General features: G+C 65.4%; 15 protein-coding genes and 1 pseudogene. 7 read left to right on the top strand and 9 right to left on the bottom strand.

All coding sequences use genetic code 11. The annotated features are described in order from the left end of the window. The first annotated feature begins 14 nt into the window (after positions 1-14). Together ACQ4WS_RS16685 and ACQ4WS_RS16690 are read left to right on the top strand one after the other, a co-directional pair. Entirely contained in the window at positions 15-332 is a 318-nt protein-coding gene (locus ACQ4WS_RS16685) for a DUF3144 domain-containing protein (protein ID WP_436478050.1), read from the top strand. Beyond that, positions 332-1,273, top strand: a complete 942-nt coding sequence (locus ACQ4WS_RS16690) for an acyl-CoA desaturase (RefSeq protein ID WP_436478052.1) — start codon at positions 332-334, stop codon at positions 1,271-1,273. The genes ACQ4WS_RS16685 and ACQ4WS_RS16690 overlap by 1 nt, the downstream gene beginning before the upstream one ends. On the opposite strand, the gene ACQ4WS_RS16695 is transcribed toward ACQ4WS_RS16690, so the two are convergent. The 4 genes from ACQ4WS_RS16695 to ACQ4WS_RS16710 form a co-directional block, all read right to left on the bottom strand. Continuing rightward, entirely contained in the window at positions 1,246-1,788 is a 543-nt protein-coding gene (locus tag ACQ4WS_RS16695; protein WP_426056321.1) for a gamma carbonic anhydrase family protein, read from the bottom strand. The two genes, ACQ4WS_RS16690 and ACQ4WS_RS16695, sit on opposite strands and share 28 nt — an antisense overlap. 194 nt (positions 1,789-1,982) lie before the next feature. Beyond that, entirely contained in the window at positions 1,983-3,197 is a 1,215-nt protein-coding gene (locus tag ACQ4WS_RS16700) for a benzoate/H(+) symporter BenE family transporter (protein ID WP_436478055.1), read from the bottom strand. 99 nt (positions 3,198-3,296) lie between these two features. After that, the gene (pdxR, locus tag ACQ4WS_RS16705) at positions 3,297-4,769 is read right to left on the bottom strand and encodes a MocR-like pyridoxine biosynthesis transcription factor PdxR (RefSeq protein ID WP_436478057.1); all 1,473 of its coding nucleotides are present in this window, start codon (positions 4,767-4,769) and stop codon (positions 3,297-3,299) included. Beyond that, on the bottom strand, positions 4,766-5,719 hold the full coding sequence (locus tag ACQ4WS_RS16710) for a hypothetical protein (protein WP_436478059.1): 954 nt from the start codon (positions 5,717-5,719) through the stop codon (positions 4,766-4,768). The genes pdxR and ACQ4WS_RS16710 overlap by 4 nt, the downstream gene beginning before the upstream one ends. Positions 5,720-5,866: 147 nt before the next feature. Here ACQ4WS_RS16710 and ACQ4WS_RS16715 point away from each other — a divergent pair, with 147 nt between their 5' ends. Continuing rightward, the gene (locus ACQ4WS_RS16715) at positions 5,867-6,322 is read left to right on the top strand and encodes an META domain-containing protein (RefSeq protein ID WP_436478061.1); all 456 of its coding nucleotides are present in this window, start codon (positions 5,867-5,869) and stop codon (positions 6,320-6,322) included. A 55-nt stretch (positions 6,323-6,377) separates the two neighbouring features. After that, positions 6,378-7,103 carry an HAD-IA family hydrolase gene (locus tag ACQ4WS_RS16720; RefSeq protein WP_436478063.1) on the top strand — a complete coding sequence of 242 codons (726 nt, stop codon included), beginning with the start codon at positions 6,378-6,380 and terminating at the stop codon, positions 7,101-7,103. On the opposite strand, the pseudogene ACQ4WS_RS16725 reads toward ACQ4WS_RS16720, so the two are convergent. From ACQ4WS_RS16725 to ssuE, 5 genes and pseudogenes are all read right to left on the bottom strand, one after another. Then, positions 7,060-7,890 (bottom strand): annotated as a pseudogene (locus tag ACQ4WS_RS16725) (ATP-binding cassette domain-containing protein). The gene ACQ4WS_RS16720 and the pseudogene ACQ4WS_RS16725 sit on opposite strands and share 44 nt — an antisense overlap. 23 nt (positions 7,891-7,913) lie before the next feature. After that, positions 7,914-8,714, bottom strand: coding sequence for an aliphatic sulfonate ABC transporter permease SsuC (ssuC, locus tag ACQ4WS_RS16730; protein WP_436478065.1), 801 nt, complete (start codon positions 8,712-8,714; stop codon positions 7,914-7,916). 1 nt (position 8,715) lies between these two features. After that, the gene (gene ssuD, locus ACQ4WS_RS16735; protein WP_305057151.1) at positions 8,716-9,876 is read right to left on the bottom strand and encodes an FMNH2-dependent alkanesulfonate monooxygenase; all 1,161 of its coding nucleotides are present in this window, start codon (positions 9,874-9,876) and stop codon (positions 8,716-8,718) included. Positions 9,877-9,888: 12 nt separating this feature from the next. After that, entirely contained in the window at positions 9,889-10,887 is a 999-nt protein-coding gene (locus tag ACQ4WS_RS16740) for a sulfonate ABC transporter substrate-binding protein (RefSeq protein WP_436478067.1), read from the bottom strand. 24 nt (positions 10,888-10,911) lie between these two features. Next, the gene (gene ssuE, locus ACQ4WS_RS16745) at positions 10,912-11,532 is read right to left on the bottom strand and encodes an NADPH-dependent FMN reductase (RefSeq protein ID WP_436478069.1); all 621 of its coding nucleotides are present in this window, start codon (positions 11,530-11,532) and stop codon (positions 10,912-10,914) included. A 253-nt stretch (positions 11,533-11,785) separates the two neighbouring features. Here ssuE and ACQ4WS_RS16750 point away from each other — a divergent pair, with 253 nt between their 5' ends. From ACQ4WS_RS16750 to ACQ4WS_RS16760, 3 genes are all read left to right on the top strand, one after another. After that, a complete protein-coding gene (locus ACQ4WS_RS16750; protein ID WP_436478071.1) occupies positions 11,786-13,000 on the top strand; it encodes an acyl-CoA dehydrogenase family protein in 1,215 nt (404 codons plus the stop codon). A gap of 107 nt (positions 13,001-13,107) precedes the next feature. Then, positions 13,108-13,935 (top strand): MetQ/NlpA family ABC transporter substrate-binding protein, encoded by an 828-nt coding sequence (locus ACQ4WS_RS16755; RefSeq protein WP_436478073.1) that lies wholly within the window; start codon positions 13,108-13,110, stop codon positions 13,933-13,935. Positions 13,936-13,938: 3 nt separating this feature from the next. Further along, a complete protein-coding gene (locus ACQ4WS_RS16760) occupies positions 13,939-15,336 on the top strand; it encodes an LLM class flavin-dependent oxidoreductase (RefSeq protein ID WP_436478075.1) in 1,398 nt (465 codons plus the stop codon). Positions 15,337-15,363 lie beyond the last annotated feature (27 nt).

Genomic DNA, 15,363 nt, shown 5'->3' on the forward strand with positions numbered 1-15,363 from the left:
CATGAGGGATTTTTATGAGCACACCAACCACCAAACCAGCACCGGGCCCGGAATTCTGGGAGCGCGCCGACCAGGTCATCGCCCTGGCCAACGCGCAGTGCGAACATAGCCGCGGCAACGAAGTAGCCACCTCGCTGCTGTACGCGGCCGCCCGCTTCAACGCCTTCCTCGTCGCCAGCAAGAGCGACGACGTGGCCAAGATGCAGGAAGAGAAAGAAGGTGCCGTGGCGTTCTTCACGGAACAATACAAGCGCATGCTGACCGACAACTTCAACGACTACATCACCAACTTCGACAAGTACACGCAACCGTCGTCAGCCCCCAAGGATTGATGTCCGCTGCCAGCCTGGACAGCCACCGCGCCCGCGCCACGCACGCCGGCAGCGTGCTGAACGGTGCGGTGCGCTACGCGCCGCTGCAATCGCTGTGGCTGGCAACCATGCTGGCCGGCGCCATTGCCGGCTCCCTGTTCGCCTTCAGCTGGACGGGCCTGCTGCTGTTTGTGTCCGGCACGGCCATCGTCCTGCTGTTCGGCCATTCGCTGGGCAGCCACCGCAAGCTGATCCACGACAGCTTTGAATGCCCGCAGTGGCTGGAATACCTGCTCGTGTACCTGGGCGTGCTGGTGGGCCTCAGCGGCCCGCTGGGCCTGCTGCGCCAGCACGAATTGCGCGACTATGCCCAGCGGCTGACCGCTTGCCACCCCTACCTGCGCCACGGCGCCGGCCTCTGGCGCGATGCCTGGTGGCAACTACACTGCCGCCTGGACCTCGATCACCCGCCACATATCGCCATCGAGCCGCGCATTGCGCACGACCGCTTTTACCGTTTTCTGGAAACAACCTGGATGCTGCAGCAACTGCCGTGGGCACTGCTGTTCTTCGCCTGGGGCGGCTGGGGCCTGGTTTGCTGGGGCGTCTGCGCGCGCGTCAGCGCCGGCGTGCTGGGCCATTGGCTGGTCGGCTACTTCGCCCACAACCATGGGCAGATGCACTTTGAGGTCCATGGCGCCGCCGTGCAAGGCCGAAATATCCGCCTGACGTCGCTGCTGACCATGGGCGAATGCTGGCATAACAACCATCACGCGTACCCGGGCTCAGCCAGGCTGGGCTTGCTGCCGGGCGAATGGGACCCGGGCTGGTGGATGCTGCTGCTCTTGCGGCGCCTGGGCCTCGTATCCAGGCTGCGCCTGCCGCAAGACCTGGCGCCGCGGCCGGAATTGCGCCGCCTTGACGGCGCTGGCGCTCAGGCGTCGTCCCCACCGGCCAGGTAATTGTTTTTGACGCGCACATAGTGTTCAGCCGAATAGCGCAGGTAGGCGATCTCCGCTTCAGTGAGCGCGCGCACCTTGGCGGCAGGACGGCCCACGTACAAATGGCCGCTTTCCAGTACCTTGCCCGGCGAGACCAGGCTGCCCGCGCCCAGCATCACGTGTTTTTCCACCACCACATCATCCATGACGATGCTGCCCATGCCGATCAGGCATTCGTCGCCTATCGTGCAGCCATGCAAGATCACGGAGTGGCCGATGGTCACGTACTTGCCGATGGTCAAGGGTGAACCGTCGGGCTTGGCCGCATTCTTGTGCGACACATGGCCCATGGAAAAATCCTGGATATTGCTGCCCTCGCCGATGACGATGCGGTTGACGTCACCGCGCAGCACGCTGTTGCACCAGATGGAACAGTCGTCGCCGATCTGTACATCGCCAATCACTTGCGCCGTGTCATGCAGGTAAACGCGTTCGCCCAGCACGGGGCGGGTATTCAGATAGGAACTGACAGGCATCGCTTTCTCGCTTTTCGTTAAAAATAAACATTCACACCCAGACGGCGGCCAGCGCAAAAATGGCCAGGCCATGCGCCAGGGAGTGATCTCGTGCATCGTTCGGCCCAGATCGGAAACACGGAGCCAGCGGGCACGGGCGCAGCAATTGTATGCGGCGGCTGGCAACATGGGCAAGCTGTCTGGCGATGCCGCTGTCAAGCCGCCTTGCGCCAGCCATGCATCAGCCCATGCGCCGCCAGTCCGGCCGCCAGCCCCCACAGGGCGCCGCCCACGCCCAGCAGGGTAACGTTCGCAGCCGTCGCCAGGAAAGTGATCAGCGCCGTTTCGCGCATGCGCACGTCCGCCATCGCCTGCGCCAGGCTGTTGCCGATGGCGCCCAGCAGGGCCAGCCCGGCCAGCGCCGTGATGAAGCTGCGCGGCAAGACCATGAACAGGCTGGCCAGGGTGACGCCAAAGATGCCCACCAGGATGTACAGCACGCCGCACGCCAGCCCGGCGACATAGCGCTTAGCCGGCTCCGCATGCGCATCCTTGCCCGTGCAGATGGCGGCCGTGATGGCGGCCACATTGAAGGCGTGCGCGCCGAACGGCGCCATGAGCAGCGAACCGAGCCCCGTCACCGTCAAAATGGGATTGGCGCTGACGCCGTAACCGTCATTGCGCAGCACCAGCATGCCGGGCATGTATTGCCCCGTCAGGGTGATCAGGAACAGGGGCAGCGCAACGCCCAGCAGCGACGCCACGGAAAAGCGCGGCATCTCGAACACCGGCGCGGCCAGGGCCAGTTCGATACCTTGCGCATCGATGCGCCCCTGCGCCAGCAGCAGGGCCAGGCCGATCAGCATGATGCCCACCACGGCAAAGCGTGCCGTGAAACGACGCAGCACGGCGTACGACAGCAGCAGTACCACCACCAGCAGCGGGTCGGCGCTGGCGCCGCCAAACGCATTCACGCCAAACTGCAGCAGGATGCCGGCCAGCAAACCGGCGGCGATGCCGCCAGGAATCAGCCGTACCAGGCGCTCGAAGGCGCCGGACATGCCCAGCAGAATGAAGGCGATGGCGGAAATGATGTAGGCGCCGATCACCTCGGCATACGGCGTGTGCGGCATGACGGTGGCCAGGAAGGCCACGCCGGGCGTGGACCAGGCCGTGATGATGGGCGCGCGGTAGCGGTAGCTGAGCCAGATGCCCGTCACGCCCACGCCGATGCTCAGCGACCAGACCCAGGACGCCGTCTGCGCCGCGCTGAGCTGGGCCAGCTGGGCCGCCTGGAACACCAACACGAAGGTGCCGCCATAATTGACGAGGACGGAAATAAAGGCCGCCATGATGGGGGATGCCAGGTCGCGCCAGTGCGCCTGGCGCCCGTTGTCGATTGCCGCCGAGGATGTGGAACTTGTCTGCATGCGTGTGCCCTTGCCTGAGGTTCAAAAAGGGCATCTTAGCGCTCACATGGACTGCTCTGGCAGGCCAATTCTCACGCATTTAACAGACCACTTGAGCACTCACCCCAGCGCGCGGGCCAGGCGGACGATGCCGCTGTCGATCTCGTGCGGCGTGAGTGCCGCAAAGCCCAGCAGCCAGCCACCCCGCTGCGGCGGCGTCGCGTACAAGCGGCTCAGGCCCGGTAGCACGATGCCCGCCTGCGCCGCCAGGCGTAGCGTATCTAGCTCGTCCCTGCCCTCGTGCAGCAGACACGGCATCTGCAAGCCGCCCGGCGGCAGCTGCGCCGTGACCACGTGCGGCAAGTGCCGCTGCAAGGCCTGCGCCATCGCATCGCGGCGCACGGCGTAGACCTTGCGCATGGCCCGCACATGGGCCGCGAAATGGCCATCGGCGATGAAACGGGCCAAGGTCAGCTGATCCAGTTGCGGCGTATGCCCGTCGAGAATGCTGCGCGCATACGTCATCGGTTTCACCAGCGCGGGCGGCAGCACCATGTAGCCGATGCGCAGGCCCGGATACAGCGACTTGGCGAAGGTGCCAAGGTAGATCGTGCGCTGCTGCGTGTCCAGCCCCTGCACGCACGCCGTCGGCAAGCCCGCGTAATGAAACTGGCTGTCGTAATCGTCCTCGATGATCCAGCCCTGGCGCTCGGCCGCCCAGTCGGTCAGCGCGAAGCGGCGCTCGAGCGCCAGCGTGGCGCCCGTCGGGTATTGATGCGACGGCGTGACGTAAATCGTGTTGGCCCCGCTGCGGTCCGCGCGCAAGTGCTCGATGCACAAGCCATCGGCATCGACGGGCACGGGCACGACCTGCAATTGCGCCATCTCGAACGCCTTGCGCGCGCCGAAATAGCCGGGGTCTTCCATCAGGATGGGGCCATGTGCGTCGGCCAGCACTTGCGCGCACAGGTACAAGGCCTGGCGCGTGCTGCTCAGCACCAGCACCTGGCCGGCCGTGGCCCGCGCGCCCCGCTCCAGGTTCACATAGTCGGCGATGGCCTGGCGCAGCGGCTCTGCGCCTTGCGGGTCGCCATGCAGCAGCACATGGTGTTCGCTACTGGCCGCCTGGCGCCGCAAGCGCTCCCACACATCGAGCGGGAAGGCCCGCGTTTCCGGCAAGCCCGTGGCGAAAGCTTTGACGCTTTGCTGGTCGGCTACGCCGCCGCTGGCGAGAATCTGCGCACCGCGCCCGCTGAGCGCCACCCGCTGCGCGGACAAGGGCTGCAGCGCAGTCGCCGGCTTGCCCAGCAAGCTCGCGCCTATCGTCGGCGAGACAAAACTGCCCGATCCCGCCTGCCGCCGCAGATAGCCATCGAGACGCAGCTGCGCATACGCCATTTCCACCGTATCGCGCGACACGCCCAGCGATTGCGCCAGCGCGCGCGTGGCCGGCAGCCGCAGGCCGGGCGCCAGCACGCCATCGAGTACCAGCTGGCGCAGCGCGCGCTGCACCCGCACGCGCAAGTCGAGCGCCGCCAGTTCGGGGGCGGCGATGCGGATTTTCAGGGTATCGAGTTCGAATTGCGGCGTCATGGCGCTGTCGGCGCGGCGCGGGCGGCATCCACGGCAGCCATGCTGCTGGCCAGCGAAAAGCCGTGCTGCTGCAGCACCGCCACCAGTTGTTCGCCGGCGCAGCCAAGGCGCAGGTTTTCCGCCACCCAATCCCGCCACGCGCCGCCGATCTCCGGCATGGGCTCGGGGGCCAAGGTGAGACCGAGTATGCATGCGGCCAGCAAGCCGTTGATGCGCCTCGTGTCGATCAGGTGCTGCACCACCGCGTGGCCCGAGTGCGGATACGGGTGCAGGGTGCAGCGGCCAAAGGCGGCCAGGCGCTGCGCGTGCATGGCGTCGAGGTTCACCGATTCGCTGGCGCTCACACTGGCACTGCCTCCCACGCTGGCCGCGTCAGGCCGCGTGCCGAACACCAGGTGCATCTGCATCTTGTCCGTCGCCCTGGCCCGGCACAGGGCCGCCAGGTCGTAATAGCCCGACGGCGGCGGGTCTTGCGCCAGCGACTCCATCACTGGCAGCCAGCGCAGCTCATGGTACAAACGCGCTTGCTGCACGTCGAGGAAGGACAGCGGCCCGAAGGCGACGATCTGCTGAGCGTCCAGCAGCAAGCCATACATGACAGCCGCGTACGCGCCCATGGACTGACCGAGGGTAGTGACTTGACTGGGCGCGATGCGGCACACCAGCTCGCGCAGGGCCTGCGCCGTTTCATCCACATGGCTGCCCAGGCCAGCGATGCGGCGGTGGTACCAGGCGTTGCCCGAGTCGCGCACGAGGATTTTGTTCAGAGGCTGGCCGCTGGCCTGTTCCAGCTTTCTCAGGCGCCCGTAGAAATCGAAGGCGGGGCGCGTGGTCCACGAAACGAAGCCGAAAGCGATGACCAGCAGCGCGCCGGGCACGATGCGGTCGATCAGCACGTCGTCGCCAGTGGTGGCGACCAGTCGATTATCCAGCGCTTGCGCTTGCAGCATCGGTCCGGCTCCCGATCAAGGTTGAAACAGCAGAAAGCATGAGTTTAATGCCAGGACTGGCAAAATGGAAAGAATCGCCGCTGCCGTGCGCTGAGCGGCGCGCAAAACCTGCTAGTCTGCACGCATTCCCCCTCACAGGAGCTCTCCATGCTGCATCGCCTGAAATATCTGCCTCTTGCCGCCGCCATCGCCATGGCCGGCGGCTGCGCCACCATGTCCGACAACGCCAAGCCGGACACCGGCCTGACGCCCAGCTACAGCCTGACGAATACCTACTGGAAGCTGACGCAGCTCGATGGCGCCGCCGTGACGATGGCACCGGAGCAGGAGCGCGAAGTGCGCATCACCCTCACCGACGATGGCAAGGTCCATGGTTTTACGGGCTGCAACCGCGTGATGGGCGGCTATACCTTGACCGGCAATGTCCTGCGCTTCACGCAGCTGGCCGGCACGCGCATGGCCTGCCCGCCGCCGTTGATGCAGCTGGAAAGCGCCGTATTGGCCAGTTTGAACCGCGTAACGGGCTACCGCTTCGATGGCGAATACCTGATCCTGCTCAAGGATGGCGCGCCCGTGGCCAGGTTTGAATCGGTCTACCTGTGAAATAAAAATCGACTGCCGTTACAATGACTTCCAGTCCATCATCTGGAAGGAAGCCATGTCCGCACTGCCCTCGCCGCCGCAGCAGCCACCGTTATCGTCGACGCCACCCCGGGCCGCAGGCCGCTACCGCGCCCTGCTATTCGACATGGACGGCACCGTCATCAATTCCATCGCCGCCGCCGAACGCATCTGGGGTACCTGGGCGCAGCGCCAGGGCCTCGATGTCGCAGCTTTCCTGCCCACCATCCATGGCGCCCGCTCGGTCGACACCATCGCCAAACTGCGCTTGCCCGGCGTCGACGCGCAGCGCGAGTCGCAGGGCATCACGGATGCGGAAATCATCGATGTGGAAGGAATTGTTGAAATCGCCGGGGCGCTGCGCTTTTTGCAGTCGCTGCCACCCGCGCAATGGGCGATTGTCACCTCGGCGCCGAGGGCACTGGCCACGGCCCGCCTGAAGGCGGCCGGCATGCCCATTCCCGCCATCATGGTGACGGCGGAAGACGTCAAGGCAGGAAAACCCAAACCCGATTGCTACCTGCTGGCGGCAGAAAAACTGGGCGTGGCCCCCTCCGATTGCCTGGTCTTCGAAGACGCGTCCGTCGGCATCGAGGCAGGCGAGGCGGCTGGCGCGAAAGTCATCGTCGTCACCGCCACGCATGCGCACCCGCTGGCCACGCGCCACCCGGCCATCGACAGCTACGAAGGCATCGTGGCGACACTCGATAGCGATGGTTTCATCGTGCTGGCCGAGACGGTTGCAGTACCCGCGACAAGATAGCCTGCTCCAGCGCGGCGAAGGCCGCATTCCCGCGCTGTCGCGGGCGCGGCAAGTCCACCCGCACGTCCATGGTGATCTGCCCATCCTCGATCAAGAGCACCCGGTCGGCCAGGGCCACGGCTTCGGCCACGTCATGCGTCACCAGCACGGCCGTGAAGCCGCGCGCCAGCTACAGCGACTCGATAAGCTGCTGCATCTCGATGCGCGTCAGAGCGTCGAGCGCGCCCAAGGGCTCGTCGAGCAGCAGCAGTTGCGGTTCGTGCACGAGGGCGCGCGCCAGCGCCACCCGCTGTTTCTGCCCTCCTGACAGGGAAGCCGGCCAGTCGTCGGCCCGCTCGGCCAGGCCCACCGTCCACAGCGAGGCGGCCGCCGCGCCGACGGAACGGGGCAGGCCCAGGGCCACGTTGGCTAGCACCGTCTTCCACGGCAGCAAACGCGACTCCTGAAACATGATGCGGATGTCGGGTGCGCCGACGCCGCTGCCGATGGCAACCTTGCCCTCGTCGACGCTTTCCAGTCCCGCGATCGAGCGCAGCAAGGTGCTCTTGCCGCAGCCACTGCGCCCCACGATGGCGACGAATTCACCCGCTTCCAGCTGCAGGTCGACGTTTTTCAGCACGGGACGTTCGCCATAGGCCTTGCTCAATTGCGTCAATGCCAGCGGCACGCCGCGGCGCGCCAAAGGGGCTTGCGGGACGACTTTGGCCTGCGGCGGTGCGCCGGCCGGGTCGTACTGCACGAAGTGCGACAAAAAATCCGTTTCGATCTGGATGGGGGCGAGCAGCATGGTGTTCTTTCCTTATTTCGTCACTATCGGTAGGCGGGATTCCAGCGCAGGCAATGGCGTTCCAGGTGGCGCGAGAACAGATCGGCCAGCTTGCCCAGCAAGGCATACAGCAGTATCCCCACCAGCACCACGTCCGTTTGCAGGAATTCGCGGGCATTCATGGTCATGTAGCCGATGCCTGCCTGCGCCGAAATGGTTTCGGCGACGATCAGCAGCACCCACACGAGTCCCAGCGAAAAGCGCACGCCCACCAGAATCGAAGGCATGGCGGCCGGCAGGATCACGTCGCGGTACAAGGGCCAGCCGGACAAGCCATAGCTTTTCGCCATTTCGATCAAGCCCTGGTCGGCCGAGCGGATGCCGTGGAAGGTATTCAGGTAGACGGGAAAGAAGACGCCGACGGCCAGCAGAAACAGCTTGGCCGTCTCGTCGATGCCAAACCACAGGATCACCAGCGGTATCAGGGCCAGCGCGGGGATGTTGCGCACCATTTGCAGGGTGGTGTCGAGCAGGGTTTCCGCATGGCGGAAGCTGCCCGTCAATAAGCCCAGCAGCAAGCCCAGTCCCGCGCCGATGACGAAACCGACCGTCGCGCGCCACAAGCTCGTTTTCAGGTGCAGCCACAATTCGCCCGATGCGGCCAGGTGCCAGAAGGCTTTCGCCACGGCCCACGGCTCGGGCAAAATGCGGCTCGACAGCCAGCCCCATTGCGCCGCCAGTTGCCAGGCCAGCAGCAGCGCCACGGGCAAGGCCCACGGCGCCAGTGCATGACGCAGCGAAGGCCAAGGGGTGGTGCTTGCGCGTTGTATCGAGCCGGCCGCCATCTCAGGCCGCCTTTTTCTGCGGCGCGGCCGGCACGATATTACTGGCCATGACTTCGCCGAAGGGTCCCGTCAGTGACTGCTCACCCACGGCCTTGCCCTTGCCCAGCAGCGGGAACACCAGTTCGGCAAAGCGGTACGACTCTTCCAGATGCGGGTAGCCGGAGAAAATGAAGGTGTCGATGCCCAGGTCCGCGTATTCCTGCATGCGCGCCACCACCGTCGGGCCGTCGCCCACCAGGGCCGTGCCCGCGCCGCCGCGCACCAGGCCCACGCCGGCCCAGAGATTCGGCGACACTTCGAGCTTGTCGCGCCGCCCGCCATGCAGGGCCGCCATGCGCTGCTGGCCCACGGAATCCATCTTGCCGAAGGCTGCCTGCGCCTTGGCGATGATGTCGTCGTCCAGGTGGCTGATCAGTTCATCGGCCGCGCGCCAGGCCGCCTCGTTCGTTTCGCGCACGATCACGTGCAATCGGATGCCAAAGCGCACCGTGCGGCCACGCTTGGCGGCGCGCGCCCGGATGTCGGCGATTTTCTCGGCCACGGCGGCGGGCGGTTCACCCCAGGTCAGGTACACGTCCATCTGCTCGGCCGCCAGTTCGTGCGCGGGCTCCGACGAACCGCCGAAATACAACGGTGGATACGGTTTCTGCACGGGCGGATACAGGGTTTTCGCGCCCTTGACCTGGATATGCTTGCCCTCGAAATCATAGCCGGCCGCACCGCCCTCGCCGGCCAGCGTGGCGCGCCACACCTTAATGAATTCGTCGGAGATTTCATAGCGCTTGGCGTGGTCGGCAAACAGGCCGTCCGCTTCCAGCTCGCCCTGGTCGCCGCCCGTGACGACATTGATCAACAGGCGCCCGTTCGACAGGCGGTCAAACGTGGACGCCATGCGCACGGCCAGACCGGGCGTGGACAGGCCGGGACGCACGGCCACTAAAAATTTGAGCTTTTGCGTCACGCTGATCAGCGACGAAGCCACCACCCACGCGTCTTCGCAGGAACGGCCCGTCGGCAGCAGCACGCCGTCGTAGCCCAGGGTATCGGCAGCCACGGCCACCTGGCGCAAATAATCGGCATCGACTGGGCGCGCGCCCTGCGAGGTGCCCAGGTAGCGGCTGTCGCCGTGGGTGGGGATGAACCAGAAGACATTCAATGACATGATATTCGTTCCTTATTTTGCGCTGGTGGCCAGCTGGCGCGCCGGCAGCAGCGCATCCTTGACGATGATCGGTTTGGGAATCAGCTTCAGGCTGGAAAAGGCGTCCGCCACCCTTTGCTGCGACGCGATGACGTCGACCGACACGGGTTTGACGCCATACGCATAGCGCGAGGCGGCCAGCGCCACCACCTCCTTGCTCAAGCCCGTCTGCGCCGACAAAATCGTCGCCACTTCCTCCGGATTGTTGCGGCCCCAGTCATCGACCTTGGCTACTTCGTCGAGCACGATGCGCAGGATTTCGGGATTTTTTTCCGCATACGTACGCGAGGCCAGGTAAAACTGGTAGTTCGCCACCAGCCCCTTGCCATCGGCCAGCACGCGCGCGCCCAGCTGCTTTTCGGCGGCCGCCAGGAACGGGTCCCAGATGGCCCAGGCATCCACGCTACCCCTTTCAAAAGCGGCGCGCGCGTCGGCCGGCGGCAGGAACACGGGCTGGATATCGGCGTACGCGACACCGGCCTTTTCCAGCGCCTTCAATAACAGGTAATGCACGTTCGAGCCCTTGTTCAGGGCGATTTTCTTGCCCTTCAAGTCGGCCAGGGTGCGCAAGCCGGAACCCTTGGGCACGACGATGGCTTCGCTGGCCGGCGACGCCGGCTCATTGCCGACATACACCAGGTTGGCGCCGGCCGCCTGGGCAAAGATCGGCGGCGCCTCGCCCACGGTGCCAAAATCGATGCTGCCCACGTTCAAGCCTTCCAGCAGCACGGGGCCGGCCGGGAACTCCGTCCATTTCACGCCCACGCCCTGCCCGGCCAGGCGTTTTTCCAGGGTGCCGCGCCCTTTGAGCAGGGTCAAGGTGCCGTATTTCTGATAACCGATGCGGACCTCCCCCTTGGCCTGCGCCTGCGCCGCGGCCGGCATGCCGGCCGCCATCACGCCGGCAACGGTGGCAAACAGCAAGCCCAAAGTGGTACGGCGCGAGAGTCGTTGTGCGTGGCGGTGTGTCATGACAGTTCCTTGGTCGGTGAATAATCAGGCGGCTTGATAGTGGGGCGCGTAAGGCTGGTCTTGCAGCGAACGCACGGGTACGGAGATATCGCTTGGCGCGGGCGGGCGCTGTCCCTGCAGCACGAACAGGCCGCTCGAGAGCTCCTCGATGCCGGCCTGCACGCGTTCGGCAATCGGCGCGTCCAGGCTCAGGCCCCGCTCTTCGTGCCAGTCCAGCTGCTGCGCATTGGCATAAATGCTGGTGAAGACTTGCTTGGCGCCCAGCGCATGCAGCACGGGACGCAGCGCATAGTCGAGCGCCAGGGTGTGGGCATGGCCGCCGCCCGTGGCCAGCGGCAGCACCAGCTTGCCGGCCAGGCCATCTTGCGGCAGCAAGTCGAGGAAGGCTTTCAGCAACCCTGTATACGAGGCCTTGTAGATGGGCGTGGCGATCACGATGGCATCGGCGTCGGCCACGGCGCGCACCGCGCGGGCTATCGCCGCGTCGTCGTAGTCGGCCAGCAGCAAGGCGCGCGCCGGCAAGTCGCGCACATGCAGCCTGGCGTAGCTGTGGCCCTGCAGCGCCAGCTGTTCGCCGATATGCAGCAGCAGGCGGCTGGAACTCGATGGGAGTTGCGGGCTACCGCCCAATAACAAGATGCTCATGTGATGCCCGTCCCTGTACGTTGTCGGATTGGAGTTGCTCGGATGCTTGCAGCGTATCGCCATCAGCCGCCCGGCAAAACGAATGCTTTCACGCTTCGATATGCGTTTTTTGACTATCCGGGCCTGACGCCCCGCAAGCGAAGGCGCCGCTCCCCGCGTGGCTTTTTTCGTATATCCATGCGCGGTTTTCTTCGTGTACGGCGCACGCCTGGCGGTGCAATATCGGCCTCATCGTCTTTCTGGAATCTGTCCCATGCCTAGCGCTTTTCTCCATGCCGCAGCTCGCACCACTCCCGCAGCCGAACCCCTGCAGGACGCCATCAGCGTCGCAACAAAGCTGGCCGCGCGTCTGGCCGAAACGGCCAATGCCCGCGACCAGGCCGGCGGCCACGCGGCCCAGGAACGCGAATGGCTGCGCGAGTCGGGCTTGTTGACCTTGTCGATTCCCGCGGAATTCGGCGGCCAGGGCGCGTCGTGGCCCCTCGTGTACCAGGTGATACGCATCCTGGCGCGGGCCGACAGCGCACTGGCGCATGTCTTCGGCTTCCATCATTTGCAGCTGGCCGGCTTGCAGCTATATGGCAGCGCGCAGCAGCAGCGCCGCCTGCTCACCCTGACCGTCGACGAGCGCCTGTTCTGGGGCAATGCCTTGAATCCCCTCGACAAACGGGTCACGGCCAGCGACAGCGACGACGGCTACCTCCTCGACGGCATCAAGAGCTTTTCTTCCGGCTCGGTCGGTTCCGACTGGCTGACCGTCTCCGCCTGGCACGCGCCCACGCAGACGGCGCTGATCGCCGCCCTGCCCACGCGCCAGGACGGCGTCACCGTGCAGGCGGACTGGGACGCCTTCGGCCAGCGCCAGACGGACAGCGGCAATGTGCATTTCCAGGCGGTCGCCCTGCCGCAAGAGCTGGTGCTGCAGGCGCCCGCGCAGGCCGCTACGCCGCAAGCCACCGTGCGCTCGCAGATCGCGCAACTGATCATGAGCAACCTCTATCTGGGCATCGCCGAAGGCGCATTCGAGGCGGCGCGCCGCTACACGGACGAACAGACGAAAGCCTGGTTTGCCTCGGGCGTGACCAAGGCAACGGACGACCCTTTGATCCAGCACCGCTACGGCCAGCTGTGGCTCTTGCTGCGTCCCGCGCAAGTACTGGCCGACGCGGCGGCGCAGGACCTGGAAAAAGTGTTCCGCAAGGGCGCGCTGGTGACGGCGCGCGAACGGGGCTTGCTGGCCGTGGCCGTGGCCGAAGCCAAGTGCCTGGCGCACAAGGCGGGACTGGAAATCAGCAGCCAGATGTTCGAACTGACGGGCGCCCGTTCCACCTCGGCCCAGTATGGCTTCGACCGCTACTGGCGCAACGTGCGCGTGCATACCCTTCACGACCCCATCGACTACAAGCTGCGCGACCTGGGACGCTTTGCCTTGAATGGCACGGTGCCCGAGCCGACGGCTTACTCGTAAAAACGGGCCTGGGCGAATCGATACATTTGCGCCTCAGGCTATTTAGCAGACTTCCGGGGTCAGACCCGGCGGGTCTGACCCCAGTTCTTCACTAAGCAGGAGTTAACATGACCATCGCCCGCAGCAGCATCCTCCTCAGCGCCCTGACCCTGGCCTTGACGGCCACCTTCGCCCACGCCAAGGACCCGAAAGACATCACCATCGGCACCAGCGCCGGGCCGTACGCGGACCAGATCAAGCTGGGCATCAAGCCTATCCTGGAAAAGCAGGGCTACAAGGTCAGGCTGGTGGAATTCAATGACTACATCCAGCCGAACTTCGCGCTGGCCGAGGGTTCGCTGGACGCCAACGTGTTCCAGCACATCGTCTACCTGAAGAAATTCGCGCTGGAACACAAGCTGGCGCTGACGGACCTGATCACGATACCCACGGCGCCGATTGCCATCTACAGCAAGAAACACAAGACGCTCGATGGCGTGAAAGAAGGCACGACGGTGGGCTTGCCGAACGATCCGACCAACCAGGCGCGCGCGCTGGTGCTGCTCGACCAGCTGGGATGGATCAAGCTGCGCGCCAGCTTCGACCCCGTGCGCGCGTCGGAAAAGGATATCGCCGTCAACACGAAGAAAATCAAGCTGCTGCCGCTCGAAGCGGCGCAACTGCCACGCTCCCTGGGCGACACCGATTACTCCTTCATCAACGGTAATTACGCACTGGCGTCGGGGCTGAAGCTGACGGATGCGCTGGTGGCCGAGAAAATCTCGCCCAACTACATCAACCTGGTGGCTGTGCGCACGGCGGACAAGGACAAGCAGTTCGCGAAAGACCTGGCAGCCGCCTACCGTTCGCGCGAATTCCTCGACATCACCAACAAGCACTTTGCCGGTTACTCGAAACCCGATTACCAGCAAGCCTTGCAAACGGCGGCAAAATAAGCCATGGCAAAGACAATCCGCTTCAACGCCTTCCAGATGAATACCGTCGGCCACCAGTCGCCAGGCCTGTGGACGCATGCGCGCGACCGCAGCCACCGCTACACCGATCCTGCGCACTGGACGGAACTGGCGCGGCTGCTGGAAGCGGGCCTGTTCGACGCGGTGTTCCTGGCCGACGTACTGGGCGTGTATGACGTGTACCGGAGCAGCCTCGATGCGGCCCTGGAACACGGTGTGCAGGTGCCGCTGAACGACCCGCTGGCGCTCGTGCCCATCATGGCGCAAGCCACCACGCACCTGGGTTTCGGTGTCACCTGCGCCCTCACCTACGAACACCCGTACACGTTCGCGCGGCGCATCTCCACCCTCGACCACCTGACGGGTGGGCGCATCGGCTGGAATATCGTCACCGGCTACCTCGATAGCGCGGCGCGCAACCTGGGCTTGAGCCAGCAACTGGGCCACGACGAGCGCTACGACCTGGCCGACGAATACCTCGACGTCGTCTACAAGCTGTGGGAAAAGAGCTGGGACGACGACGCCGTCGTCAACGACAAGACACGCGGCATCTACGCCGATCCGGCCCGCGTACATCCGATCAACCATGCCGGGCGCCACTACAAGGTGCCCGGCATCCATTTGTGCGAGCCGTCGCCGCAACGCACGCCACTGCTGTACCAGGCGGGCACCTCACCGCGCGGCACGCGCTTTGCGGCGCGCCACGCGGAAGCCACCTTTGTCAGTGGCCCCAGCAAGACTGTCGTCAAGCGTTACGCGGACGACTTGCGCGCCGCCGTGCGGCTGGCAGGACGCGATGGCGAGGCGCTGCTGATCTACGCCCAGGCGCTGATCATCACGGGCGCCACGGAAGAAGAGGCGCGCGCCAAGCATGCCAACTACCTGCTCCACGTGAATATCGAGGCGGCACTGGTGCTGCTGTCCGGCTGGACCGGCGTCGATTTCAGCCGCTATCCGCTCGACGCCACCATCGACTACATCGATTCCCCGGCCGGCCGCTCGGCGCTGGCTTCGTTCAGCCAGGCCGACCCGGACCGCACGTGGACGGTGCGCGAGGCGGCCGAATACATCGGCCTGGGCGGGCGCGGCCCGGTGCTGGTGGGCGACGCGCGCCAGGTGGCCGACCAGCTGGAAAGCTGGCTGGACGAGACAGGCATCGACGGCTTCAATCTGGCCTTCGCCGTGGCCCACGACAGCATGGCCGACGTGGTAGCCCACATCGTGCCGGAACTGCAGCGGCGCGGCCGTTATCGCACCCATTACGAGGAAGGCAGCTTGCGCCACAAGGTCTTCGGCCAGGGCCCGCGCCTGCCCGCCGGTCATGCGGGACGCCAGGTCAGCATCGTCCCCGCATCCGCGCCCGCCTCTGCACTGGCGGCCTGACTCCCCTTCCCCACATCCAAGGACACC

Source organism: Janthinobacterium leeuwenhoeki (assembly GCF_051380795.1).
Classification (GTDB): Bacteria; Pseudomonadota; Gammaproteobacteria; order Burkholderiales; family Burkholderiaceae_D; genus Janthinobacterium.